Source organism: Actinomadura sp. 6N118 (assembly GCF_044326415.1).
GTDB lineage: Bacteria > Actinomycetota > Actinomycetes > Streptosporangiales > Streptosporangiaceae > Spirillospora.
In genome coordinates this window covers 849,946-874,612 of the sequence record NZ_JBIRAZ010000001.1, presented here as the reverse complement: position 1 = coordinate 874,612, position 24,667 = coordinate 849,946, and the positions used below count along the sequence as shown (strand labels likewise).

The window sequence follows — 24,667 nt, the reverse complement described above, 5'->3', positions numbered from 1 at the left end:
CTCAAGGGGTGATTTCGCTCAAGTGGTGAGGGCGCGGAGCAGGACACCGATGCGCGAGCCGGGGACGCTCGCCGCCAGGAGGTAGTGGCCGCCGGGTAGCAGCGGTTCCGCCGCCGCCCGGTCCACGAGGTTGATGATCGGGTCCGCCGCGAAGCAGTGCCCGATCCGCTCGATGTTGCCGGTGTACAGCTGCGCGGGCACGAAGCCCGCCTGCATCTCCTTCAGGGTGACGATGGGCCGGAAGATGTTGGAGTGGCAGAGCCCCGCCACGTCCTCCGCCGTCAGGCCGCGCGGCTTGAGCACCCGCTCGTTCACCTCGCGGGACAGGTCGGAGTCGATCTCGTTCGACCAGTCGAGCCGGTGGATGTCGTGCACCGCCGCGCATCCCGCCATCTCGAAGACCATGTCGCCGGCGTCCGAATCCGAGACCGAACTTGAGCCCGAGACCGAACCCGAACCCGCGCAGGCGCCGCTCTCCCGGGCGTCCATCACCAGGCAGCTCGCGGCGCCGTCGCTGAAGAGGGCGAACTTCTCGACCCGGTCGTTCTCCTCGGCGCGGTCGGCGGTGATGACCAGCACCCGCCGATGCCGGCCACCGGCGACCATCGCCTCCGCGACCTGGAGGGCGGCGAGCAGGTTCACGCACCGGCCCAGCGTCACACCGGTGAAGTCGGCGTTGTCCAGCCCGATGCCGGTCATGATCGTCTGCACGAAGCGCCCGTGGTCCCGGGTGTCCGCCGGGAGCCGGGTCGAGCAGAGCACGAGCGCGTCCACGGCGGCGGGATCGAGCCCGGCGGCGCGCAGGGTCGCCGTCCCGGTCTCGACGGCCATCGCCGCGACGCCCTTCTCGGTCCGGCGGACGTTGCCCCAGCCCCAGAAACTCGGCTTCGGCAAGATGCGGAACTCCGCGATCCGTTCGGCCAGGTTGGGGATGGCAGCGTGATCCTCTTCGTACTCCCCCAGTACGTAGCGAGGCGCCCGGAGCTGAACGGCCACGTCGTCCCTCATGGCTAGATCACTTCGATGTGTTCGGCGACGGTGAGCGGGCGCAGCACGTCGAGCACCTTGGCCGGATCCCGGTCGAGGTAGAAGTGGTCGCCCTCCGGCCAGTGCAGGCGCGCGCCCTCCTCGCTCTCGTGCCGCCAGTCCTCGACGCCCGCGCGGTCGATGTGCGGGTCGTCCCGTCCGCAGATCACCGAGATGGGAACGGTCAGCGGCGGTGCGGCCGCGTAGTGGTAGCCCGCGAAGATCCGCACGTCATCGCGGAGGTCGGCGAGCAGGAGATCCTGCACCTCCCGGTCGGCCGTGGCGAACTCGTCCGGCAGCCCCAGGAACTCCGCCGCCGCCTCGGCGAACACCTGGCCGTGATTGCCGTCGGACCAGGTGATGTAGGCGGAGGGGTTGTGGCGCGGCGCAGTGCAACCGGAGACGACCAGATGCCGAAGGCTTCCGGGACTCAGGCGGCGCGCCACCTCGAACGCCATGATCGCGCCCATGCTGTGGCCAAAGAGGAGGTACGGCCGGTCAGCCGTGTCCGTGATCTCTGCCGCGACCGTGTCGGCGACTGCGGCGAGGGATGCCGGTGGGGGCTCTTCGGCCCGGTGCCATCGTCCCGGCAGGCAGACCGCCGTGATCTGCGCGTCGGCGCCGAGGAGCGGCTGCCATTCCAGGAAGGCCCGCGGATCACCGCCCGCAGGCGGGAAGCAGTAGATCCGCACCGGAGGCGGCGCCGCCGCCTCCGGTTCCAGCAACCAGCGATCGTCCGCCATCTCCGGCGTCACCTTTGGCCCGTCGCCGGAGCGGGCCCGGTCGCCGGAGCGGGCGCGGCATCGGCGTCAGCGGGCGCGGCATCGGCGTCAGCGGGTGTGCCCGCGGCCGGGGCCGAAGGCGTGGCGGCGCGGGAGCGCGGCTTGCTCCGGGAGACGGCCACACCGGCCAGGCAGAGCGCACCGCCGATGAAGGCCAGCAGCGTGGGCACCTCACCGAGGAAGATCCAGGAGATCCCGATCGCGAGGGCGGGCACCGCGTAGGTGGTGGCGCTCAGGTTGCCCGCGCTGAGCTTCGAGAGCGCGTACGCCCAGGTGGTGAACGCGAGCGCGGTCGGGAACGCACCCAGATAGATCATGTTCAGCGTCGCCTGTGCCGGGGCGTCCGCCACCTGCGTCACCAGCTGGTAGGAGAACGGCAACGTCGCGACGGTCGCGACCGCGCAGCCGAACGTCGTGGCCTGCAAGGGCGTGGCGTGCTTGAGCGCGTACTTCTGGCTCACCACTCCCCCGGCGAACCCGAGCGCCGCGACCAGGCAGAGCAGCACGCCGAGGACCGAGGACTCGTCGCCGGAGTCGGCGGTCGCGAATCCGACCACCGCCGCGCCCCCGAACGACACCGCCATCCCGGCCAGCAACCGGGAGGGGAAGCCCTCCTTGAGGAGGTAACCGCTCAGCAGCGCGATCAGGATGGGACCGATGCCGATCAGCAGCGCGGCCGTTCCGGCGTCGACTTCCTCCTCGCCCCAGTTCAGGGCGACCATGTAGAGGCCGAACCACAGCAACCCGGAGATCACGATGCCCGGCCACGCGGCCCTGGGCGGCAGTCCTTCGCGGCGCAGGCCCATGATGGCGGCCAGCACGGCCACGCCGACGAGCAACCGGCCCAGCGCCAGCGCGCCCGGCGAGAAGTGCGGGGCCGCACTGCGGATGGACACGAAGGCCGAAGCCCAGAGCACCATCGTGACGGCCGCGGCCCCGATCGCCGCGCGCGCCGCCCATGCCTCTGACGGGGAGTTCTGAGTCATAGGGCTCTCACCAGTCCTCTGGTCCTCTGTCGTCGTGAGTCGCTGCACGTTAACCCCGCGTCGCGGGTCTCCTCCGGGGGTATGGCAGGAACCTGTAACGGCTGTCAGGTAGTGGCAAGGCACGTTGGACGGCCACGGTCCCGCGCTTACGTTTCGGCCATGACCACTGCCGCTGAGGACCGCATGGCGAAGATGCGGGACATCGTGTGCGAGATTCTCGAACTTGACCCGGACGAGGTCACCGACGACAGCCTCTTCAAGGAGGACCACGGCGCGGACTCGATGGGGACCATCGAGATCCTGGCGCTGCTGGAGAAGGAGTACGGCGTCGTGATCGACGAGGCCGAACTGATCCGCATGGTCAACCTGAGTGGCGTGTATGCCGTGGTGGCCGAGGTGGCGGGATGGGAGCGGGCGACCGAGCGGGCATCATGACCGACCGAGCGGGCGTCATGACCCGCCGGGTGGCCGTGACCGGGCTGGGCGTCGTGTCCCCGATCGGCATCGGCGTGGCGGCGTTCACCGACGGGCTGCGGTCCGGGCGGAGCGGTGCCGCGCCCGCGCGGAGCTTCGACACGACGGGATTCGAGCACGACATCGCGTGCGAGGTGTCCGATTTCGCCGAGCCGGCGGACGCAGGACGGACGAGCGCTCTCGCTGTCGCGGCGGCGCGGATGGCCGTGGAGCACGCGGGCGCCCCCGACCTGCGGGAGCGGCGCGGACTCGTCGCGATCGGCAGCACCATGGGCGAATCACGCGACATCGACACGCTCGTCGCGCAGGAACTGGCCGGTGGGCCGGACGGGCTGGACCCGGCGGTCGTCCGGCGGATCAACACGGGCAGGCTGTCGGTCTCGATCGCCCACGAGCTCGGCCTGACCGATGTCGAGGCGGTCACGATCCCGACGGCCTGCGCGGCCGGCAACTACGCGATCGGCTACGGCTACGACGTCGTACGGGCGGGTGAGGCCGACTTCGCGCTGTGCGGAGGCGCCGACGCGTTGTGCCGCAAGACGTTCGCGGGTTTCTACCGGCTCGGCGCGATGGCGCCGGAGCGCTGCCAGCCGTTCGACCGCGGCCGCCGCGGCATGCTGACCGGCGAGGGCGCCGGCGTGATGGTGCTGGAAGACCTGGACTCGGCGCGGGAACGGGGCGCGCCGATCCTCGCGGAGGTGCTCGGGTACGGCCTGAACTGCGACGCCGCCCATCCGGTCGCGCCCGACGCGGGCAGCGTGGCGCGCTGCATGAGGCTCGCGCTGAAGGACGCCGCGGTCAAGCCGGAGGAGGTCGGATTCATCTCGGCGCACGGCACCGCGACCAAGGCGAACGACATCGCGGAGTCCCGTGCCATCAAGGAGGTCTTCGGGGAGGAGAGCCCGCCGCGCACGGTGTCGATGAAGTCGATGCTCGGGCACACCCTGGGCGCCGCGAGCGCCCTGGCCGCGATCGGATGTGTGGTCGCGCTCACCGAGGGCTTCATCCCGCCGACGATCAACCATGTCGAGACCGATCCCGAGTGCGGCCTGGACTGCGTGCCCAACCACGCCGTTCCCGCCGATCTGCGGGTCGTGCAGAACAACGCGCTGGCGTTCGGCGGCAACAACGCGATCCTCCTCCTCGGGCGGTACGAAGCGGAGGCGGTGGCGACGTGACCACAATGATCTCGGCCTGGTCGGCGATCTCTCCGTTCGGGCTGGACAGAGCGGCGTTCGCGGCGGGCGTCCAAGGTGGCCGGCGGCCTGCGGAGTGCGGGGTGCCGGGTTTTGACATCCGCGAGGTGCTCGGGCGGAAGGGCACCCGCACCATGGACCGGGTGACCGCGCTCGCCGTCGCCGCCGCGAAGCCGCTGGTCGAGGGACTTGGGAGAGAGACGGCTCTCGTCCTTGGCACGAACGTCAGCAGCGTGAAGAGCAGCATGGACTTCGCCCGTGACACGCTGACGGAGGAGAAGCCGTTCTACGTCGACGCGGGGCGATTCCCGAACGCGGTCCTCAACTGCGCGGCGGCCCAATGCGCGATCTGGCACACGCTGAAGGGGCCGAACGCGACGGTCTCGGGAGGACGCGCGACAGGGCTGCTGGCCCTCAACTACGCCCGGCGGCTCCATCGCTCCGGGCGGGCCACCGGCGCCGTGCTCTGCGGGGCGACCGAGGAGTTGTCGGAGGAACGATCCTGGCTGGAATTGGAAGACGCGTCGTCGCCTCTGGGTGAGGGCTGCGCGATGTTCCTGCTCGAACGGGACGGGCCGGGGCAGGCAGAGGTCTTGGCCGTTGAATTCGGAGTGTGCGCCGACATGAGCCAGGCCGGTGGCGTGCTGCGGCGTTGCGTCGATCGCGCGTTCGCGTCGTCGGGCGTGGGACCCGAAACGCTCTGGCTCGTCGTCGGGTCGGGTGGCGAAGGCGAAGGCGACGCCGAGGATCTCGACGGCCTCGCCGCCAAGCGGCTGTGCGTCACGGATCTGATCGGCGACACCTTCGCCGCGTCGTCGGCGTTCGGGATCGCCGCGGTGCTCGCACTCGCGGAGGCGGAACGGCGCGACGGCACTGCCTTGGTGACCGCTGTGGACCGGGACGGGGTCGTTGGGTGCGCGTTGCTGGGGCTAAGGGGAGAGGGAACGCGATGAGCGGTGTGGCGCTGGTGAGTGGAGGGTCCCGGGGTATCGGGGCTGCAATCGTGCTGCGGCTCGCCGAGGACGGCCACGACGTGGCGTTCTGCTATCGCTCGGGGGCCGAGGCCGCCAGGGAGGTGGAGAAAAAGGCCGCGGAGTCCGGAGCTCGGGTGTTCTCGCAGCAGGCGGACGTCACCGACCCGGGTGCCGTGACCGAGCTGTTCAAGGCCGTACGCGACGAACTGGGCCCCATCGACACCGTGATCACCTCGGCGGGGATCGTCCGCGACCGGCCCCTGGCGATGATGGGCGCGGACGACTGGGGGCAGGTGCTCGACGTCAATCTCAACGGCACGTACAACGTCTGCCGCGCGGCCGTCTTCGAGATGATGAAACGCAAGTCCGGCTCCGTGATCACGCTCTCGTCGGCGGCCGGCGTGCAGGGGAACGCCACGCAGACCAACTACTCGGCGTCCAAGGCGGGGATCATCGGTTTCACCCGCGCGCTCGCCAAGGAGGTCGGCCGCTATGGCATCCGGGCGAACGTCGTCGCGCCGGGATTCATCGAGACGGACATGACGTCGGAGCTGCCGGAATCCGTGCGTGAGCAGGCCCTGGCCCGGGTGCCGCTCGGCCGGATGGGACGCCCCGAGGAAGTGGCGGATCTGGTCGGGTTCCTGGCCTCGGACCGCGCCTCCTACATCACCGGGGCCGTCTTCCAGATCGACGGCGGCATACTCGGCTGACCGCCGCTCCCCGTGCCGTGAGCGCTCCCGGCACCGTGCGAGCCGCCTGCGCCGTGAGCGCTGCCTGCGCCGCGAGGCAGGAGGCCGAGCTCGGCGGCACGGGCGCCCGCTTGAAAGCGCGACGCCGCCCCGACGTCCCGCATGATCTCCGCGACGTGGCGGCGGTACGTGCGGACCGAAAGGCCGAGCTGCCGGGCGGCGGCGTCGTCCTTGTAACCCGCGCTGAGGAGGGCGAGTATGCGCAGCTGGAGCCCGTCCAAGCCGTCGTCCTCACCCAGTCGGCGATCGTCGGCCGGGCTTGCCGACTCCCAGGCGCCGGAGAACAGTCCGCGCAGCGCGCGCACCATGGCCGGGGCACGGACGAGGAGGGCGTGCGGGCCGGTGCGGACGGCAGCGACCTGTTCGTCCACGAGGACCAGCTCCTGGAGTGCCGTCTCGGCCACCCTGACCTGCACGCCGTTCGCCTGCGCCTTGTCGATCAGACGGAAGCCCCAGGGCGCGCGCACGGCGTCCTTCGCACAGAGCATGCGCACCCGAACGCCCGCCTTGAGCAGGCCGCCCAGCTCCGGCAGGACCTCGGCCGCCCAGCCGCCGGCCGCCATCACCAGGACGAGTTCCTCCCGGGCCGAGGCCGCCAGCGTGCGGAGCGTGTCACCGGCCGGATCGCTCTCCTCCGTCAGATCGACCAGCGCGGCCGCCGCTAGCCTGCGGCGATGTTCGGACATGGCCGCCTCGACGAGGGTGCGGGCCTGGAGCAGGTCCCGTTCCACCTCGTCGAGTGGCGACCTTGCGAGCAAGGGTCGTTCGACCGCCGGTTCGGCACTCATCGCTCGGTCTCCCTCCCTAGCGCAGTGTGAAGACATGGGTCGGGGAACGGGACGGGTCGCCGGGGCGGACGTACATCCGTCCCTGGTCGGGGCGCATGACGACTGCGGCGACGGTGCGTTCCAACCGGATGTCGCCGTCGTCCGGAACGCAGATGGGCGGCGAGGACAGAAGGGCGAAGTGCTCTTCAGCATCAGCGGCAAGTGGCACGTCGGCCAATTTCGTCGAGCAGGTGTCTAGGCGTCGTTTCGAGGAGTTGCCGGCGAAGACGTTCAGCTCGTCGTACGGGGCGAAGTCCGGATGCAGGTAGTGGTTGGTGTGGACGGTCTGGGTGCCCTCGACTGTGCGTGTTTCGTCGCCGAGGATCTCGACGTACGCGGCCTTGCCGGGCGAGCAGAGGGTCAGGTTGCGGGAGCTTGTCAGCTGGAGGCTGGAGAGAAGTTTGAGTGCCTCGTCGACGTTCGCTGCGTTGTCCAGCAGGTGACGGATCGCCAGGTAGGGCGGCAGGCCGGGGCGCCACTGACCACCGAGCACCAGGTTGAGGCCGATCGCCAGACCATCGGAGTTCATCCCGAGATAGCCGAGCAGCCCGGCGAAGCTGAGGAGCAGGGAGCGGCGACCGGAACCGGTGGGCGTCACATCGAGGACTGCGATCTGGTCGTCCAGGTTGCCGTTCAGGTCAACCGTCTGGGCCACGACCTCGCCCGCGCGGGTATACGTCGTGCAGTCGCCGCGGGTCGGCACCCTGCGGTAGCCCATGACCTCGCGGCGGATCTGCAGCAGCACCGCCTCGTCCGGTGAGATGCCGGCGCCGTCGGCGAGCCCGTTGATCTCGGCGGCCAGGTCGGGGGTCTGCTGGGCTATGGCCTCGCGGTGGGCGTTGATCGTAGGACGTAGCGCTTCGAGCGAGACCGGCTCGTCCAGCAGATGGTTGAGCCTGCCGAGCGAATCGTCCAGGAAGGCGCGCAGGTGACGTGCGCGGGCGGCACCGTGCCGGCGGCCGAGCTCGGTGGGGTCGCCGGAGAGGTGGATGTGGTCGATCCGCGTCACTGGCGAACCTTCGGGTGGGCCGCCAGTTGCTCCTTCACGTTCGGCCACTCAGCACGCAGGACGCTGTAGAAGATGGCGTCACGGCGGCGTCCGCCAGGCATGGGATTGAAGCTGCGGAGCGTTCCCTCTTCGGTGGCGCCGATGTTGCGCAGGCCGCGGCGCGCCTGCTCGTTCAGCACGTCGGTCTTGAACTCGACCCGTTCGGCGCCGAGTGTCTCGAAGGCGTGCTCCATGAGGAGGTACTTGGCCCAGCGGTTGATGCCCTGGCCTCGGAAGTCCCGGCCGAGCCAGGACCAGCCGATCTCGATGCGGCGGTCGGCTTCGGCGAGGTTTCCGAAACTCATGCTGCCCACGACCCGGCCTGAACGTTTCTCGGTGATCACGAAGACCACGCGGCGCCCGGCGGCGTGATCGGCCAGCGTCGCGTCGAAGAACGCCTCGAAGTCCGCGTCGGTCTCCACCCTGCTGACGAAGTAACGCCAGATGTGCGGGTCCATCGCGATCTTGTGGATCTCGGCCCGGTCGGCGGGCTCGATCGGCCGCAGCAGGACGTGCTCGTTCTCCAGGGTGGCGGGGGCCAGGTCGGCCCAGCTCTCGGCCTTGCTCATCGGGCGGGCTCGCTTTCGGCGTCCGGTTCGGCGGCGGTTGTTTCCGGGTGCGGGGACAGGAGTGCTGTGACATCGCGCAGCGTACGCATGCGTGCCACGTCGCGTTCGGTGAAGCGGGACAGCGCGACCCCGGTGTCCTCGCAGACGGCGGTGAGGAAGAGGACCTTGTTGAGGGACGTCAGCCCGTAGTCGCCGGTGAGGTCACGGTCCAGGTCGAGCGCGTCCGGGGTGATCTGCGGATCGAGCAGCGGCGCGAGGTTACGGCGCGCCGCCTGCTCGATCTCTAGGTGCTCGACGTCAACGTGGTCAGGCATGGATTCCCCTGTCGCTGTCGTGGATCTCGGCGCGGTGGAGATCCAGGATCCGGCTGCGTTTGGGCTTGAACTGCGAGGTGAGCGTGTCGCCCTCGATGCTGAACGGCGGTGACGCGACGACGACCTTGTGGATCCGCTCGTCACGTTCGAGGGTGGCGTTGGTCTGGGCGAGATGGGTCGCGATGGCATCGTGGTCGGGTGGTTCGTGGGACGGGGAGACGACCGCGACGAGCTTGGTCTGGCCGGGGCAGAAGATGACGCATTCGGCGATGGCCGGGCTGGCCTTCATGGCCTCCTCGATGGGCCGAACGACGACCTTCTTGCCGTTGTCCAGGACGATCGTGTCGTCGGCGCGGCCGTGAATGTAGAGGAAGCCGTCGTCGTCGATGTGGCCGACGTCGCCCGTGCGGACGGTACCGTCGGGGGCGAACATGCGCTCTGATTCACCGGGTTGTGCGTAGGCGTAGCGCGTGTTGACGGGGAAGTCGCTGCGAACGCTGACGGCGTTGGTGTCCGGGTCGATCAGGACGTGTTTGCCGGGGAGAACGCGGCCGACGCTGCCTTCGCGGTGGGCGCCGGGGTGGTTCTTGCTGACGATGCACGTCTCGTTCAGGCCGTAGCCCTCGTAGATCGGCAGGCCTGCGGCGGTGAAGAAGCGGAGCATGGCGGCCGAGGCGGGCGCGGAGCCGGTCCAGAGGTAGCGGATGCGGTCGCCGAAGAGCTTTCGCGCCTCTTGGTGGTGGGTGCGGTTGGAGGCGGCGGCTCGGGCTTCGATGTGCTTCTTGGCGGACTCGTAGAAGCCGGGGACTCCCATGACCACGGTCGGCTGTGTTTGGCGCATGGCCAGGAAGGCGGCCTCGTAGGTGCTGACTGTGACGTCGTGGCCGTACCGGAGCGCCGAGTAGATCCAGTAGCGCTGCTGGAGGAGAGAGAGGGGCAAGAAGATGAAGAGGTCGTCATCCGGGCCGTGCTGGAACATCTCCTGGACGGCCCGGAGGGAAGAGTCGATGCTCCCGACGCTGGCGGCGAGGCCTTTGGGACGGCCTGTGCTGCCCGAGGTGAACTTGAGCGTCGTTGTGTCGGTGGGTTCGTAGCGGGGTGTTGGCGGGGTGGCTTTGGTCTCGGACTCGGCGAGGTGGCGGATCTCCTTGGCTGAACGATCCGTGAAGAGGTGCTTCAGGTCGTAGCGGGTGAGGAGCTCGTCGCTCGCCTCGAACTTGCCGGGCTCGAAACCGGCGGTCACGACCCCCAGGCGCAGGGCCGCGAGGTCGAGGAGCACCCATTCGAGGCTGTTGGCCGCAAGGATGCCGATCCTGTCGCCGCGTTCCACACCTTGGGAGTGGAGGTGGGCGGCCAGGCGTCCGGCCTGCGCGTAGAGCTCGGAGAGATCGATCGTCTCGGTGCCGTCGAGGCCGACGACGCGAAGCCTGTGCCCGGGGGCGGGCGGCCTCGCCACGATCGTGTTGATGATCGACTCCATCAGGCGCCCTCCCGTTCGATGTAGGCCGCCATCGCACGGACCGTGGCGACCTCGGGGAGGCGGTGCAGCGGGATGGTGATCCCGTAGCGTTTGCGCACGCCGGTGGCGATGGTGGCGGCGGCGATCGAGTCGCCGCCCAGGTCGCCGAACGGCAGGTCGGGTGGCACGTCGGCGCGTTCCAGCACCGTCGCCCAGAGCTCGGTGATCTGCTTCTCCAGGTCCGAGGACGGAGCGTCACCGGCCGCCGCAGTCACGGGCGCGGCGGCGGTGGCGGCGGCGGAGGCCGTCGTGATCAGGCGGCCCCGGTCGACCTTGCCGTTGCGTGTCAGCGGGAGATCCTCGTGCCACACGTACGCGGACGGGATCATGTAGTCGGGCAGGTGCAGGCGCAGGGCTTTGGTGAGGTGCGTGTCCGGTGGCCGCCCGTCCGTCTCGGCGGCCTCGGCGGTCAGGTGCGCCACGAGGCGGTCGCCGCGCGAGGCCTCCTGGCGTACGACGACGGCCTGGTGCACGCCTTCGATCGCCGCCAGACGGGTCTCCACCTCCCCCGCCTCGATGCGGTGCCCGTTCACCTTGATCTGGTGGTCGGCACGCCCGACGATCTCGATCTCGCCGGTGGGCAGATAGCGGCCGAGGTCTCCGGTGCGGTAGAGCCGCTCGTTCAGACGGTCATCCCATGTGAATCGTTCGGCCGTGCGGGCGTCGTCTCGCCAGTAGCCACGCGCCAGGCCGACTCCGGCGGCGTAGATCTCTCCGGTGACCCAGTCGGGCATGTCCTGGCCACGTTGCGGATCGAGGACGTAAGCGCGGTTGCCAGTGTTGGGCCTGCCGTACGGGATGCTCGCGCTGCCGTCATCCTCGGGGCCGATGGGATGGAGGATGTTCCAGATCGTGGTCTCGGTCGGGCCGCCGAGGGAGACCAGGGTGAGGTCGCTCTTCAGGGCGCGGAGCGCGGCCGGGAGGGTCGGCGGGATACGGTCGCCGCTCATCATGATCAGGCGCAGTGACGCGAGGGGCCTGCCGGAGCCGTCGCCGGTGACCGCCTGGTCGTGGAGAAACGAGACGATCGCCGGGACCGAGTTCCAGACCGTGACGCCCGCCTTGCCGCACAGCTCCAGCCAGTGGGACGCGTCGATGGCGCGGTCGTGATCGGGCAGGACGATCGCCGCGCCGGCGCTGAGGGCCCCGAACACGTCGTAGACGGATAGGTCGAAGTTGAACGCGCTGATACCGAAGAAGCGGTCGTCCGAGCCGATCTGGAATCTGGTGTTGCAGTCGGTCACCACGTTGACGACGCTCCGGTGGCTGACCATGACGCCCTTGGGGTCACCGGTCGTTCCGGAGGTGTAGAGCACGTAGGCCAGGTCGTCCGGGGTCGCGTCGGGGTGTCGTTCGACTTCGGCTTCGGCAGATGGGGGTGGCTGGGAGGCGTCGAGGGTGAGCGTCTCGGCGTTCGCGGTGGTGGTCGCGTTGGTGAGAACGAGGCGCACGCGGCCGTCTTTGAGCATGTACGCCTGGCGTTGATGTGGAAGGGCGGCGTCAACGGGGAGGTAGGCCGCCCCGGCCATCACGGCGGCCAGGATTCCAATGATCTGCTCAGGGCCTCGCGTCATGACCAGGCCGACGAGCTCGTCGCGTTCGACACCTCTTTGCCTGAGCCAGGCGGCGGCATGGCGGGCGCGTGCGAGGAGTTCGCCGTATGTGAGGGTCTGGCTGGACGTGATGATCGCGGGCGCGGTCGGGATTCGTTCAGCTTGGGCTAGGAAGGCGTCGGGGAGCATCTCGTCGGACGGCTCGACGGCCGTCGCGTTGGCCTCGTCGCGGCGGGCGCGCTGGGCGGAAGGCAGCAGGTCGAACGTGGTCGCCGACCACGCGTCGGCGTCGAGGAGCCGGTGCAGGAGGGTCTCGTAGCCCTGTACGAGGTCGGCGAGGAGGTTCTCGGGGAAGAGGTCGTCCACGCCGTCCACCTGAACGACGAGACCGCCGTGCTGCTCGAACGCGAAGACGTTCACCCAGACCTGCGGGGTCTGGCTGACGGTGTGGACGCGCGGGCCGAAGAGTTCGAACGCTGAGCCGTCGAGGTCCTTGTAGGGGTAGCCGATGGCGCTGTTGAACGTGAACGGCATCCGTGCCTGGACAGGGCCGTAACGCCTGCCGATCTCCCGCATCACCTCGATGCCGGAGAAATGCCGGTGGTCGAGGTCCCGGCGCAATCTGGCCTGGAGGGCTTGGGCCCTTTCGGCGAAGCCGAGCTCGTGGTCCAAGGCGATCTCAACGAGCAGCGTGTCGGAGAAGGCCCCGATCGTGTCGAGGATGTGGGGATGGATCGGCGGCCGGTCCGCGACCGTGGTGGTGACGGTGAAATGCGACCCGGCACCCCAGGCGGCGAGCGTCTCGGCATAGGCGGCGAGGAGGAAACCGGAGGGAGTCAGGCCACGCTGGACGGCTTGTGCTTTCAGGCGTTCCCACGACGCTTCGTCCAGGCGAATGGTCCGGGGGACGAAGGTGGGTGTGCCGAGCTCGGCCGGACTCGTCCGGAGTGGGAGATCTGGGTGTGCGGGCAGATCGTCCAGGCGTTCGTACCAGTACGCGCGTGACCGCTCGGCGGGCGGCCGGGTGCGGGCGGTCTCGACGGCCTTGATGTACGCGTCGAACGGGGCGGCCTCGTGCTCGACCGGGTCGCCGTTGTAGGTGTCCCACCATTCACGCATGAACAACATCGCGCTGATGCCGTCCATCACCAGGCCGTCGTTGCTGATGTGGAGCACCATCCGGTCGTCGGCGAGGATCGTCACGTCAACCGCGATGAGAGGCGCACGGTCGAGCGGCAGCTTGCGCTGTGAGAGCTCGTCGCGGATTTGGAGGAGGCGGCGCTGCTGGTCGTCTTCGGTCAGGTTGCGCAGGTCATGACGGAGGATCTGGACTCGGACGCGGCTTGAAGCCTTCTTCTCCTCGATCTGCCCGTCCGTCGTGAACGTGGTGCGCAACATGCCGTGGCGCTGGACGACCGCCGCGAGGGCTGCCTCCAGGCGGTCGAGGTCCCAGTGGCCTTCGATTTCCTGGTAGACGTGGTTGGCAACGTTTCCCATCTCGAAGATGTCGTCGCGTCCGAGGAGATAGACGCGCTGGAGCTGGGTGAGGGGGAAGCGCTGCTCCTCTGCCTCGGCCACGGCGGCGAGGTGCGAGATGAGTGCGGCCTTGTTGGCCTTGATGCGCCCGATCAGCTCCGGGTCCATGCGTTCACGCGGGCCCTGGAGGCGCAGGTCGGAGCCGGTGGCGGTGATGCGCAGCCCCCGCGACTCGATCTCCTCCAGAAGGCCGGGCGCCGGCGCCTGGGTGGGACTCATATCCGCATCGCCTCCGCTCTGTCGTCCAGCAGAACGGCGAGCGCCGTCACGTCAGCGGCGCTCATGAGCTCCTCGCCGCTGATGTCGACGCCGAGCTCTTCGAGGATCTGGTACTGCAAGGCCACCGTTTGCAGCGACTCCAGTCCGAGCTCGTTCAGCGGCCGATCGTCCAGTGACGCTTGCTCGGGGAGTTGGAGTGTCGTGCGCAGGAGAGTGCGAAGCCACGGCAGCAGAGGCGCGTCTTCTTCGGATGGCTTGGCGCCGAAGAAGGTCTGCCGGGCGAGATCGAGGCGTGTTTCTGGAGGTAGGAGTGGTACTTGCTGCGGCCAGTCTGTAGGCGTCGGGATGCCGAGTGACGTGGCGAGTCGTTCTGAGAAGCGAGGCATGACGGGTGCCGCGCAGTGCGCGAGCAGGTTGGCGGCGGCCAGTTCGAGGGCGATCGCCGTGCGAGTCTGGTCGCCCCATCGGGTGCTTCCGGCGATCGAGCCCTCTTCGCGGGCGAATCGCCGGGCGTCCTCGACAAGGCGGTGCAGCTCGTCAGCCGTACGGTTGAGCGAGAAGCCGTCCGGGCTGAGGCTGCCGGTCACTCCCTTGAGCCGTTCTGCGAGCCGGGTTTGGAAGGCGTGATGCTCGGGGGTCCAGTCGCCTGGTGCCGGGACGATGCCTCCGTAGAGCTTGTCGACCCGGGCTCCGAGATCGTTCAGCCAGTGCTGCCACGTGCCGATCAGGTCTTCGCGCAGCGCGGTCTCGTACGCGTCGCGCGAGAAGTTGGTGCGGCGGCCTTCCGGGCGGGAGCGGGAGAGGAAGAACCGCACCGCGTCCACGGTGTCCGGGCTGAGGATGTCCTTGCCCCAGATCGCGTGGCGCCTGCTCGTCGAGAACTTCTCTCCCTCCAGGAGGTAGAACTCGTTGACGTGGTAGTCGATGTCGGGCGACCACTCGGGATGGGCCAGCCGGTACAGCACCGGATAGAGAATCGCGTGGTAGAAGCTGTTGTCGTAGCCGAAGAAGTGGACGATCTTCCAGTCCGGGGAAGGCGCGTCCGCTTGCCATCCGTCCCGTTCGAGCCGTTCGCCGAGGGACTGGATGCCGTACAGGAAGCCGTACGACATCTCCGGCCACACCCAGATGACCTGCCCGTTCACGCCCGTCTCGATGGGTGGCACGCCCCAGGCGGATGGATGGGTGATGGGCACGTCCAGTCGTTCTCTGCGGAACAGCCGTTCGGCCAACTCCTTGAGGCGCACGGGAACGCGTCCGCTCGCGTGATGCTCGGCCACCGCGTCCGCGAACTCGTGCAGCGGTAGCGAATAGCGAAGCTGAGAGCCTTGCCGGGGCGGTGCGTCGGACTTTCCTGACCGCGGCTCCAGGAGGTCAGCGCAGAAGTTGGGCTCCCCGCACTCCTCGCAGATGTTGCCACCGGCGGGGGCGCGGCACGTCGGGCAAGCCCCGGAGACATCAACCTCATACAGATAGTCGCCGGTCTCAGCGTCGAACAGCGCCTCGTTCGCGGCCGGGTCGACCTTCCCCGACGCGACCAACCTGGAAAAGAACGCCTGGAGCCCTTCGCGATAGGCGACTGCGGTATTGGTCACCGTGTACTGGTCAGGCCGGATGTCCATGAGCGCGAGCGTCTCGGCGATCTCCGCGCTGTAGTGCGCCGCGGTCTCAGCCGGACTGCGCCCGTCGCGCCGGGCCCGGTCGACCACATAGCTCTGATAGTCGTCGCTCCCGGTCAGATGCCAGGCCTCCGCGCCGTTCATCCGCTGGAACCGGACGAACGCGTCGGCACCGAGGTACGGGCCTGACAGGTGCCCGAGATGCAGGTCGCCATTGGGGGTCGGTGGAGTGGAGAAGACGAAGATCGGCTTGCTGGTGCTCATGCATGCCTCCGTCTATGCGGCGGATTTCAGTGATGTCGTCAGTGAGGCGCGGGCGCCCGTACGGCAGCCACATTGGGCGCGGCAGCCGCATTTCGTGTGGCAGCCGCATCATGGGTGGCAGCCGCATCATGGGGGGCAGCCGCATCGAGAGCGTCGAGCGCCTCTGCGGCGAGGCCTGGCGCCAGCCGTACGCCCGAGCCGGAGCTGCCACGTACGACGGCGAGTCCCGGGCGTTCCGGCGACGTCGTGACCACCGGCAGCCGGTGATCGGTGTAGAGGTCACAGAAGGCCCGGCCTCCCATGACCGCGGCGGCGGCCATGGGACTGCGCCGGCCCAACGCGGCCCGCCCCTGTCGCAGGTCATCCGCGTTGGGCCGGCCGTCGCAGGCCTCAGGATCGGTGTCCCATTGGTCCCGGTAGAAGCTGACCAGTGCCACACCTGCGGTCAGCGGCATCAGGAAGAGGTCATCGTCAACGAAGTAGACGAGCGGGTCGTCCAGGCTCACCGGCAGCCGGGCGTGCAGCGCCGCGATCCTTTTCCGCCGGGCGCCCGGAGCGTCCGGCAGCCCGTCCATCGGCGGCGTCCACGCACCGCAGGCCATCACGACGCGGCGCGCGTTCCACACGCCGTGCTCAGACCGCAGCCGATAGCCGTCACCGGCCGCCTCGATACCTTCGACACGCTGCCCGAGCTGGACTTCGGTGTGCCCGGCCGCCTCCGTGATCAGGGCCTCCGTGAGCGGACGGGCCGTGACGACGAAACCTTCGCCGTCATGCGTGACCACGACCTCGTCCGCTTCAAGCCGCAGGTCGGGCATCATCCCGGCGACACGTTCGCCTTCCTCTGGCGTGGTGGGCCGCAGCGTGGTGCCGACGACGCGTTCACCGAACGCCTTCAGCCCGCTCTCCCGCAGCACGTAGATCATTTGCACAGACCGCAGGAAGGGGCCCGCGGCACGCTCCCGCAACGCCGCGTACCGTTCACGCCCGGCCAGGACGAGCTCGCGATGCCGAGCCGTGGCGGCGAGCGGAAAGCTCACCCCCGCCGACCACGCCGTGGCACCCGCGCCGATCGCGGACCGCTCCAGCAACAGCACCCGCCAATCCGGATTGCGCTGCAGAGCCTCGTGCACCACGAACGCCCCGATCACCCCGCCGCCCACCACGGCCAAGTCGGCACTCGCGACACCGCCCACCAAGTCGGCAGTCATGTCGCTGCCCACCAGGCCGGTCCTGTCGCCGCCTGCCAGGCCGGTCAAGTCGCCGCCTGCCGGGCCGGTCATGTCGCCGCCCACCAGACGCTGAACAGCCGCAGCTGCTCCCCGCCCGTGTTGGTGATCTGATGAGGCACCCGGCTGGCGAGATAGATCATCTCCCCCGGTCCGACGTCCACCCGGGACTCGCCCGACACCACGGTCCCCGTTCCCGACCGCACCATCCAGAGCTCGGCGACATCATGAAGGTCGAGTTCCGACGTCCGCCCGGGCGGCACCTCGAACCGCGAGGCCTTGAACGGCCACTCCCCCACGGCGGCCTCCTCGATCACCATCCCGCTCTCGTAGAGCTCGGGTGTCCGGTAGCCGATCCTTTCGGGCTGGTTCACAACGCCTGCACCTCCGGTTCATGAGCTGCGGGTTCACCGGCGGCCGGACCGTGCCAAGCGATGGTCGCCTGCTCGTCCTCGATCCGGTACACCGTGCGCCCGTGAATGGAGTTGATGATCCGCGCGCTCCGCCAGGAGGCGAGGCTCAGATTGGGGTCCGCGATGCCGTGGCTGCTCTCGGCCGCGTTCTGCACGTACAGCCGCAGGTCCTCGGGCCCGTCCCAGTCCAGCGAGTAGTCCCGCCGCACCCGGAACCGTCCGTCGCCGTCGAGCAGCCGCCCCCGCAACGGCTCCAGGTACTCGGGAAACTCGGACCGGTATCCCGTGCAGCAGATGACGACGTCCGCGGCGAGCGTTTCGATCGCTCCAGTGTCGTCGTCCCGCAGCGCCACCACGAGCCGCCCGTCGTCCTCGCGCACCAGGTCGACCATCCGCCGGCAGGTCAGCAGCCTGTGCCGGAACCGCGTCGGCATCAGCACGTCGAGCTCGTACAGCCGCCGGTAGATGTCCCGCAGCAGCGCCTCGGTGACGCCGTCGCTCGCCATTCGCTGCCGGGCCAGCAGCACGCGCCTTCGGTCTTCCGGCAACCCATGGAAGTGGTCGACGTACGCGGGATGGAACCACTCATTGGTGAATGGCGAGTCGTCCAGCGGCAGAAAACCCACCCGGCTCGATACCCAAGTCAACGAAGAGGGCAGGGCATCAACCGAAAGCAAATGATTGACGACCTCCGCCCCACTCTGCCCGCCGCCGACCACCACGACATCTCTTCCGCCGACGACCGGTGCCGCCTGAATCAGCTCACTGCTGTGCAGCACCGACGACCCCCGCAACTTGGCCGCGAACGGAGGCATCACAGGCCTGCGCCCCGACCCCAGTACGACATTGCGAGTGGCGACCGGCTCGGCGTCGGCACACCGCACCTCGAACATGCCGTCACGCAGATCCACCCGCTCCACGCGATGCCCCCACCGAACACTCTTCAGCTGACCGGCGGCCCATTGGTAATAGCGCTCGAACTCCTGCCGCGAGCACCGGTCGGCATTCGCGATCAGGAACCGGTAGAGCCGGCCCTCCTGCGCGAGGTAGCCGAGGAACGACAGCGGGTTGCTGGGATCCACCAGCGTCACGAGGTCTTTCAGGAACGAGACCTGCAGCTGAGCACCCGGGACCATGATCCCGCAGTGCCAGCGGAACGTCTCCTCGGCTTCGAAGAACCGCGCCCGGAGCTCGAGCGGCTCCGCCAGGGCCGCCAGGCTCAGATTGGACGGCCCCAGCCCGGCGCCGACGACGCCGAACTCCTCCACTGGCCACCCTCCATTCCGCAATTCGTGGTCGCCCGGATACCGAGCGCGTTGAACGCAGCGACGAAAGAGGGTGGAAAAAATTTGGCGAAAAGCGTCGACCAGTGCATGTCTTTCTACCTCCATGGGAGGGACACAGGCGCCACTGTTACACGCCTTGCGAGCCCTGAAAAGCCCCCACCACCACAAAGGCGAGAAACCTCACCAATATCCCCGTCTGCTCATCAAACAATCAACAACTGCTTGTTTAGCACCGCTTATGCCCGCCCGCCCCGAAAGGTGAATATTCACAACCCCGCCAACAAATGATCAATGCGATGACCTGGGGGTCATCACGTCTTACCAGATGTCAAGGGGAGGATATTGCCAACGCGATATTATCGAGTGTCAACCATCTCTACCGTCATTTGTGTGGATCATCGATATGGCCGCCCGGCATCCCCGGTGCTACTCGACAACCACCGTCACACAACCGAACCGAGCCACTACTCACCCCGCGCTAACGCCCATCAGAGCCGACACCGTCAAACAGAGCCGCCCGCCCTGCCGAGCTCCCGACCCCGACGACACGGCATCACAAGGCGACAAACCACCAGCCCAACGCCCTTATATATGCTTCTCGATATTGATCACCAACCAATATCAATATTGGACATCAGACGGGGACCTCTGGTCTGCTCTTCCTCCAACAAAGATCAGGAACGAGGGGGCAACATGCAGCAGACCCGTTCCCGGCGGCTCGGAGCCAAGCTGGGAATCTCCATAGTGCTGATCTCCACGGTGTTCACCGGCGCCTGTAGCGCCCAGGGCACCACCGCCGAGCGCAGCGCCGGCAGCACCCAGGTCAAGGTCGATGTCGCCAAGGAGCTGCGCAAGCTCGAAACGGACTACAAGGGACGCCTCGGCGCGTTCGCGATCGACACCGGCACAGGGAAGACCGTCTCCTACCGGGCCAACGAACGTTTCCCCGCCGACTCGACCTTCAAGGCGCCCCTGTGCGGCGCCATCCTGCACAAGGCACGCACATCCGACCCCGGCCTCCTGAACCGGATCCTTCGCTGGACGAAGGAGGACGTGGTGCCCAACTCGCCGATCACCACCTGGGGCAGGAGCCCGCAGAGCGGCTTGACCGTGTCGCAGCTGTGCCAGGCGACCGTCACCACCAGCGACAACCTAGCCGCCAACCTGCTCCTCAAGCAGATCGGCGGCCCCGCCGGCATGACGCGCTACTACCGTTCGCTGGGCGACAAGGTCGGCCGCATGGACCGGTACGAGCCCGAGCACAGCTACTGGAAGGTGGGCGACGTCCAGGGCACCATCACGCCCGCGTCCATGGCGAGCAACCTCCAGAAGATGACCCTGGGTTCCGCCCTGGCCCCGCAGGACAGGCAGCAACTGCTCGCCTGGATGCGCGGCAACTACACCGGCAACATGCACATCCGAGCCGGGCTCCCCAACAACTGGCTCATCGGCGACAAGACGGGCCATGGCTCCTACTACGGGACCGGCGGAGACATCGCCGTCGTCCAGCCCCCGTCCGGCGCGCCCCTGATCCTCGCGATCTACAGCCACCGCAACGCCGAGGACGGCGTCTCCGACCCCAAGATCTTCGGAGCCACCGCCGCGGTCCTGACCCGCGCCCTAGGCAAGACCTCCTAACTCTCCACCCCGGCCGGGCACCCCCACGCGAATTCGCATGGGGCTGCCCGGCTGGCTTCGGCTCGGGGGCACTTTCCAGCTGGCGTGAATCAGTGTGTGGTGGCCCTTGGGTTGTGCTCTGCCGTTTGAGCCGTCCGGTGCTCGCTGGGGCTGATGCCGTGTGTCTTCTTGAAGGCGGTGCTGAGGGCGAAGGCGTTGGCGAAACCCACCTGGTGTGCGATGGCGCCGATCGTGGTGTCGGGGTTGCCGAGGAGGTCGGCGGCGCGGGCAAGGCGTTGTTCGCGCAGGTAGGTCATGGGAGGTTGGCCCACGAGGGTGGTGAAGCGCCTGGCGAGGGCGGCGCGGGAGACACCTGTCTTGCTGGCCAGGGCGTCGACCGTCCAGGGATGGGCGAGATCGCTGTGCAGCAGGCGAAGGGCATGTCCGACAACGGGGTCGGCGTGGGCCTGATACCAGGCGGGGACGGGGGCGTCGGGACGGGTGAACCAAGCGCGCAGTGCGGTGATGAGCATGAGATCGAGCATCCGGTCCAGCAGGACCTGCTGACCCGGTGCGGTACTGGTGATCTGTTCGCCTGCCGCCTGGCTGACCGGACAGGCTCGATCGGCTGCGTGGATCACCGCGAGCTGTGGAAGCGCGGCCAGCAGCCTGCCGGGAGCGCCGCTCTGCACGGTGTACAGCCCGTTGACCAGTACGGTCCCGCCCTGCTCTGCCGTGTTGCCGCCATCCGCGTTCATCCGGGCGGTGCCGTCCTCACCGCTGGTGGTCACGCACCGTCCACCCGGGAGAATGTTCACGTCAGGTTCGGTGTCCGGGCTGCTCGCCATCACGTACGGGGCACCCCCGCTGAGCACCGCCACATCTCCCGGGACGAGCCGTACCGGCTCAGCGCCGTCGAGTGTGATCCAGGCGGTACCGGCCAGGAGCACTCCGATTGCCAGCGGTGACCCGTCCTCGAACCGGACCGCCCAGGCACCGGACAGCTCGGACCGGTTGAAGACCGCCCCGGTGGTCCGTACGCCGTTCAGCAGATCCGTCAACGGGTCCGCGCCTGGCGGCGTCAGGGCGTCCATGCTGGTCAGGGTAGACGAATGAGTATGGGCGTGAGCGTTCTCGCCATGTCGGCCACGGAACGCCGCTGATTATCTGGGAGGCATGAGTGAGCAGATGATCCTGGTGACCGGCGCCACCGGCAAGACCGGCCGTCGCGTGGTGCGGCAACTGCTGAGCGAGGGCGTTCCGGTACGGGCGGCGTCCCGCTCAGGGGAGTTTCCTTTCGACTGGACGGACCGCACCACCTGGTCACCCGCCCTGGAGGGCGTGACCGGGATATACCTGGTCTCCCCGTTCCTCGGTAGTCCGGAGGCAGCGCAGGAACTCTCCGCGTTCACCCGCCAAGCTGCGACGGCCGGGGTCCGGCGCGCGGTGCTGTTGTCCACACCCGACGGCGGCGGCCCGGGACAGGAGCACGTGACGGCGGCGGAACAGGCACTGCGCGAGGCGGGCCTGGACGGGACAGTGCTGCGCGTGCGGTGGTTCTTCCAGAACTTCAGCGAAGACTTCCTGCGCGACCCCGTCCTGTCCGGTGAGGTCCGGCTGCCAGCCGGAGAAGGCACCGAGGCCTTCATCGACGCCGAGGACATCGCCTCCGTGGCCGTCTCCGCCCTCACCCAGGCGGGACACGCCGGGCAGGAGTACGAGTTGACCGGCCCCCGGCTGATGACCTTCGCCGACACGGTCGCCGACATCGCGCGGGCCACGGGGCGTGAGATTCGCTACGTACCGCTGACTCCCGAGCAGTACGCGACCGAGCAACTCGCCGATGGCGTACCCGAGGAATGGGTGCAACTGACCATCGACCTCTATGCCCAGGTGCGCTCCGGTGCCCTCAGCACGGTGACCGACGACGTCCACAAGCTCCTCGGCCGCCCACCCCGCGACTTCGCCGACTACGCCCAGAAAGCCGCCGCCCAGGGCGCCTGGAATTCCTGACCTGCTGCAAGCAATGGCCTATGGCCTGCCTACCCAAACCTGGATGCCGCCCAGCAGGATGGCCAGCCCATCGCCGAACCGCTCGTCAGCATCGCCCATGAACGCCCAGTGCTCGGCTTCGGCCGCAGGGGAGCCGAGCTGCTCGCGGCGCGCGACCAGGGCGGCGTGGCGCTGGTCCTGCTGCCCGGGGGCCGGGTGGACGGCCTGTTCCTCGATGGTGAAGCCCAGCACGAACGCGTAGACCGTGAACCATGCGCGCCCGGCGTGGCGCGGTTCGAGACCGGCGTCGAGCAACGGCTGGAGCAATCCCGGATCGGGGACGGCCGGGTCGGTGAGGAAGGTGCCGGCGAAGACCTTGGCGCCGTCCCGGTAGCTGAGCAACATCCGGCGGAACGCCTGGGCGAACTCGCGCAACCACGCCTCCCAGCCGCCCTCAGCGGCGACGGCGGGCCCGGGCAGGCCGGTGGCCTCGCGCAGCATCTGCGTGGCCATCTCGTCGAGCAACTCCTGCTTGTTCTTGACGTGCCAGTACAGGGCCGGAGCCTTGACGCCCAGCTCATCGGCGATCCGCTGGAGGGACAGCCCGCCCAGACCGACGTCGTTCAGTCGCCTCAGCCCGGCTCGGGCTATCTCCAGCCGGCTCAACGCCATGCGCTCTCCGTTCGTCAACGGACTTGACTCCTTAATGCCATTAATGCAACTCTAGGCTACCTCAACTTAACGACATTAAGGAGATGCGGGTTCGTGGAGAGGGCGCATGCCATGGCGTCCTGCTGACCACGGAACCCGACGTTCACCGATCCGGGCCCGCACGGGGGCGCCCGGAGGCGCCTGCACGGCTACGCCTGCCGGGCCACGCTTCTTCTCACTCTCACCACCGTTTGGAGTCGTTTCTTGCCTGCCGACAGCACGACCACCGCTGCCTCCGCGCAGCCGTACAGGCCGCCGTCTACCAAGGCGTCCGGGGCTTCACCCGGTGGCCGGCATATGGGCCTGGCCCTGTTCGTGATCGCTACGGCCCAGCTGATGCTGGTCCTGGACGCCACCATCACCAATATCGCCCTGCCCAACATCCAGACCGACCTGGGGGTGTCCGACGCGAACCTGGCGTGGGTCGTCAACTCCTACGCCCTGGCGTTCGGCGGGCTGCTTCTGCTGGGTGGCAGGGCCGGCGACCTGTTCGGGCGGCGGCGGATGTTCCAGGTGGGCATCGTCGTCTTCATCGTGGCCTCCCTGCTGGGCGGCTTCGCCCCGAACGGGGCTTTGTTGATCGCGGCGCGCGTCCTGCAGGGTGCCGGCGCGGCGCTCGCCGCCCCCAGCGCCCTTGCCCTGATCACCACCACGTTCCCGGAGGGAAAGCCGCGCAACCAGGCGATGGGTGTGTACGCGGCCATGTCCGGGATCGGCGCCACGGCCGGACTGCTGCTGGGCGGCATCCTCACCGACGTCCTCGACTGGCGCTGGGTGTTCTTCGTCAACATCCCCATCGGCCTGGCCGTCCTGGCTGGAACCAGGACCCTCGTCGAGGCCGAACGCCACCCGGGCCGCCTGGACGTTCCCGGTGCGATCACCGGCACCGGCGGCCTGATCGCACTGATCTACGGAATCACCCGCGGTGGCGAACACGGCTGGACCGGCAGCCTGACCCTGGCTTCTTTCGTCACAGCGGCCGTGCTGCTTGCCGCCTTCCTGCTGCTGCAGGCCCGCAGCCGTGCCCCGATGATGCCGCTGCACCTGTTCAAGCACCGCAACCGCTCCGGCAGTTACGCCACCATGCTCTTCCTCGGAGCGGGCATGTTCGCCACCTTCTATTTCCTGACGATGTACATGCAGCTGATCCTGGGCTACAGCCCGGTGAAGACCGGCTTCGCCTACCTGCCCATCAGCGTCGGCATGGGCAGCGCCGCCGCGCTGAGCTCCAAACTGATCACGCACGTCGCCCCCCGCATGATCGCTGGACCGGGCCTGCTGGTGGCGGCCGCAGGCATGCTCTGGTTCGCCACGCTGGAGCCGGACTCCTCCTACGCCGGGCATCTGATGCCGGCGATGCTCGTCACCGGGCTCGGCCTGGGGACGGGCTTCGTACCGATGACTCTGGGCGCGGTCAGCGGCGTCCAGCACCACGAGACGGGCATCGCCTCGGCGCTGCTGAACACCGCCCAGCAGATCGGCGGCGCCCTGGGCCTGGCGGTCCTGTCGACCATCTCCACCTCCGCGGCCAACGACAAGCTGCCCGAGGCCGCCGGGACCCTCTACCGAGCTCTGGCCACCAAAGACCTCCCCCTCATGGCCAAGGCAGGAGAGGCACTGACCCACGGCTACACCATGGCGTTCATCGCCGCGGGTGCCATGTTCCTGACCGGCTCGGCCATCACCGCCATCGCCATCAACACCAAGAAGCAACAACACGCCGAAGGGGCGGCGCCCATCCACATGGGCTGACATCACCGACGA

Annotated in this window: 22 protein-coding genes; 7 read left to right on the top strand and 15 right to left on the bottom strand. The window is 68.6% G+C overall.

The genetic code is table 11. The features are described 5' to 3' along the window. Window positions 1-18 precede the first annotated feature (18 nt). From ACH34W_RS03855 to ACH34W_RS03845, 3 genes are read right to left on the bottom strand one after another with little or no spacing between them, the layout of a single operon-like run. Window positions 19-1,008 carry a hypothetical protein gene (locus ACH34W_RS03855; protein WP_395959263.1) on the bottom strand — a complete coding sequence of 330 codons (990 nt, stop codon included), beginning with the start codon at window positions 1,006-1,008 and terminating at the stop codon, window positions 19-21. 2 nt (window positions 1,009-1,010) lie between these two features. After that, window positions 1,011-1,769, bottom strand: coding sequence for a thioesterase II family protein (locus ACH34W_RS03850; protein ID WP_395959262.1), 759 nt, complete (start codon window positions 1,767-1,769; stop codon window positions 1,011-1,013). An 8-nt stretch (window positions 1,770-1,777) separates the two neighbouring features. Next, on the bottom strand, window positions 1,778-2,794 hold the full coding sequence (locus ACH34W_RS03845; protein ID WP_395959261.1) for a DMT family transporter: 1,017 nt from the start codon (window positions 2,792-2,794) through the stop codon (window positions 1,778-1,780). 159 nt (window positions 2,795-2,953) lie between these two features. Here ACH34W_RS03845 and ACH34W_RS03840 point away from each other — a divergent pair, with 159 nt between their 5' ends. From ACH34W_RS03840 to fabG, 4 genes are read left to right on the top strand one after another with little or no spacing between them, the layout of a single operon-like run. Next, window positions 2,954-3,229 (top strand): acyl carrier protein, encoded by a 276-nt coding sequence (locus ACH34W_RS03840; RefSeq protein WP_151570725.1) that lies wholly within the window; start codon window positions 2,954-2,956, stop codon window positions 3,227-3,229. After that, window positions 3,226-4,446 carry a beta-ketoacyl-[acyl-carrier-protein] synthase family protein gene (locus ACH34W_RS03835; protein ID WP_395959260.1) on the top strand — a complete coding sequence of 407 codons (1,221 nt, stop codon included), beginning with the start codon at window positions 3,226-3,228 and terminating at the stop codon, window positions 4,444-4,446. Before ACH34W_RS03840 ends, ACH34W_RS03835 begins: the two co-directional genes overlap by 4 nt. Before the next feature lie 5 nt (window positions 4,447-4,451). Next, window positions 4,452-5,417: a beta-ketoacyl synthase N-terminal-like domain-containing protein gene (locus ACH34W_RS03830; protein ID WP_395959299.1), complete on the top strand. Its 966-nt coding sequence runs from the start codon at window positions 4,452-4,454 to the stop codon at window positions 5,415-5,417. After that, window positions 5,414-6,148, top strand: coding sequence for a 3-oxoacyl-[acyl-carrier-protein] reductase (gene fabG / locus ACH34W_RS03825; protein WP_395959259.1), 735 nt, complete (start codon window positions 5,414-5,416; stop codon window positions 6,146-6,148). The genes ACH34W_RS03830 and fabG overlap by 4 nt, the downstream gene beginning before the upstream one ends. Here fabG and ACH34W_RS03820 read toward each other — a convergent pair. The 10 genes from ACH34W_RS03820 to ACH34W_RS03775 are packed head-to-tail and all read right to left on the bottom strand — an operon-like array spanning window position 6,100 to window position 18,565. Beyond that, window positions 6,100-6,975, bottom strand: coding sequence for a hypothetical protein (locus ACH34W_RS03820; protein WP_395959258.1), 876 nt, complete (start codon window positions 6,973-6,975; stop codon window positions 6,100-6,102). The two genes, fabG and ACH34W_RS03820, sit on opposite strands and share 49 nt — an antisense overlap. A 16-nt stretch (window positions 6,976-6,991) precedes the next feature. Then, window positions 6,992-8,023, bottom strand: a complete 1,032-nt coding sequence (locus tag ACH34W_RS03815; RefSeq protein ID WP_395959257.1) for a C45 family autoproteolytic acyltransferase/hydolase — start codon at window positions 8,021-8,023, stop codon at window positions 6,992-6,994. After that, the gene (locus ACH34W_RS03810; protein ID WP_395959256.1) at window positions 8,020-8,631 is read right to left on the bottom strand and encodes a GNAT family N-acetyltransferase; all 612 of its coding nucleotides are present in this window, start codon (window positions 8,629-8,631) and stop codon (window positions 8,020-8,022) included. Before ACH34W_RS03810 ends, ACH34W_RS03815 begins: the two co-directional genes overlap by 4 nt. After that, window positions 8,628-8,945 carry an acyl carrier protein gene (locus ACH34W_RS03805; RefSeq protein WP_395959255.1) on the bottom strand — a complete coding sequence of 106 codons (318 nt, stop codon included), beginning with the start codon at window positions 8,943-8,945 and terminating at the stop codon, window positions 8,628-8,630. Before ACH34W_RS03805 ends, ACH34W_RS03810 begins: the two co-directional genes overlap by 4 nt. Then, window positions 8,938-10,425 carry an AMP-binding protein gene (locus ACH34W_RS03800; RefSeq protein WP_395959254.1) on the bottom strand — a complete coding sequence of 496 codons (1,488 nt, stop codon included), beginning with the start codon at window positions 10,423-10,425 and terminating at the stop codon, window positions 8,938-8,940. The genes ACH34W_RS03805 and ACH34W_RS03800 overlap by 8 nt, the downstream gene beginning before the upstream one ends. Continuing rightward, the gene (locus ACH34W_RS03795; RefSeq protein ID WP_395959253.1) at window positions 10,425-13,772 is read right to left on the bottom strand and encodes an amino acid adenylation domain-containing protein; all 3,348 of its coding nucleotides are present in this window, start codon (window positions 13,770-13,772) and stop codon (window positions 10,425-10,427) included. The genes ACH34W_RS03800 and ACH34W_RS03795 overlap by 1 nt, the downstream gene beginning before the upstream one ends. Beyond that, the gene (locus ACH34W_RS03790; protein WP_395959252.1) at window positions 13,769-15,655 is read right to left on the bottom strand and encodes a class I tRNA ligase family protein; all 1,887 of its coding nucleotides are present in this window, start codon (window positions 15,653-15,655) and stop codon (window positions 13,769-13,771) included. Before ACH34W_RS03790 ends, ACH34W_RS03795 begins: the two co-directional genes overlap by 4 nt. Before the next feature lie 38 nt (window positions 15,656-15,693). Beyond that, on the bottom strand, window positions 15,694-16,938 hold the full coding sequence (locus tag ACH34W_RS03785; protein ID WP_395959251.1) for an NAD(P)/FAD-dependent oxidoreductase: 1,245 nt from the start codon (window positions 16,936-16,938) through the stop codon (window positions 15,694-15,696). Beyond that, window positions 16,935-17,258, bottom strand: coding sequence for a cupin domain-containing protein (locus tag ACH34W_RS03780; RefSeq protein ID WP_395959250.1), 324 nt, complete (start codon window positions 17,256-17,258; stop codon window positions 16,935-16,937). Before ACH34W_RS03780 ends, ACH34W_RS03785 begins: the two co-directional genes overlap by 4 nt. Further along, entirely contained in the window at window positions 17,255-18,565 is a 1,311-nt protein-coding gene (locus tag ACH34W_RS03775; RefSeq protein WP_395959249.1) for a lysine N(6)-hydroxylase/L-ornithine N(5)-oxygenase family protein, read from the bottom strand. Before ACH34W_RS03775 ends, ACH34W_RS03780 begins: the two co-directional genes overlap by 4 nt. Window positions 18,566-19,276: 711 nt before the next feature. On the opposite strand from ACH34W_RS03775, the gene bla reads away from it, so the two are divergent. Beyond that, a complete protein-coding gene (bla, locus tag ACH34W_RS03770) occupies window positions 19,277-20,221 on the top strand; it encodes a class A beta-lactamase (protein ID WP_395959248.1) in 945 nt (314 codons plus the stop codon). Window positions 20,222-20,310: 89 nt separating this feature from the next. On the opposite strand, the gene ACH34W_RS03765 is transcribed toward bla, so the two are convergent. Next, window positions 20,311-21,294: an AraC family transcriptional regulator gene (locus ACH34W_RS03765; RefSeq protein ID WP_395959247.1), complete on the bottom strand. Its 984-nt coding sequence runs from the start codon at window positions 21,292-21,294 to the stop codon at window positions 20,311-20,313. A gap of 82 nt (window positions 21,295-21,376) precedes the next feature. Between ACH34W_RS03765 and ACH34W_RS03760 the strand changes: the two genes are divergently transcribed. Beyond that, window positions 21,377-22,213, top strand: a complete 837-nt coding sequence (locus tag ACH34W_RS03760; protein WP_395959246.1) for an NAD(P)H-binding protein — start codon at window positions 21,377-21,379, stop codon at window positions 22,211-22,213. A gap of 18 nt (window positions 22,214-22,231) precedes the next feature. Here ACH34W_RS03760 and ACH34W_RS03755 read toward each other — a convergent pair whose 3' ends face one another. After that, complete coding sequence (locus ACH34W_RS03755; RefSeq protein WP_395959245.1) at window positions 22,232-22,882, bottom strand: TetR/AcrR family transcriptional regulator C-terminal domain-containing protein; 651 nt, start codon at window positions 22,880-22,882, stop codon at window positions 22,232-22,234. Window positions 22,883-23,107: 225 nt separating this feature from the next. On the opposite strand from ACH34W_RS03755, the gene ACH34W_RS03750 reads away from it, so the two are divergent. Continuing rightward, window positions 23,108-24,655: an MFS transporter gene (locus ACH34W_RS03750; protein ID WP_395959244.1), complete on the top strand. Its 1,548-nt coding sequence runs from the start codon at window positions 23,108-23,110 to the stop codon at window positions 24,653-24,655. The last annotated feature ends 12 nt before the right edge of the window (window positions 24,656-24,667 follow it).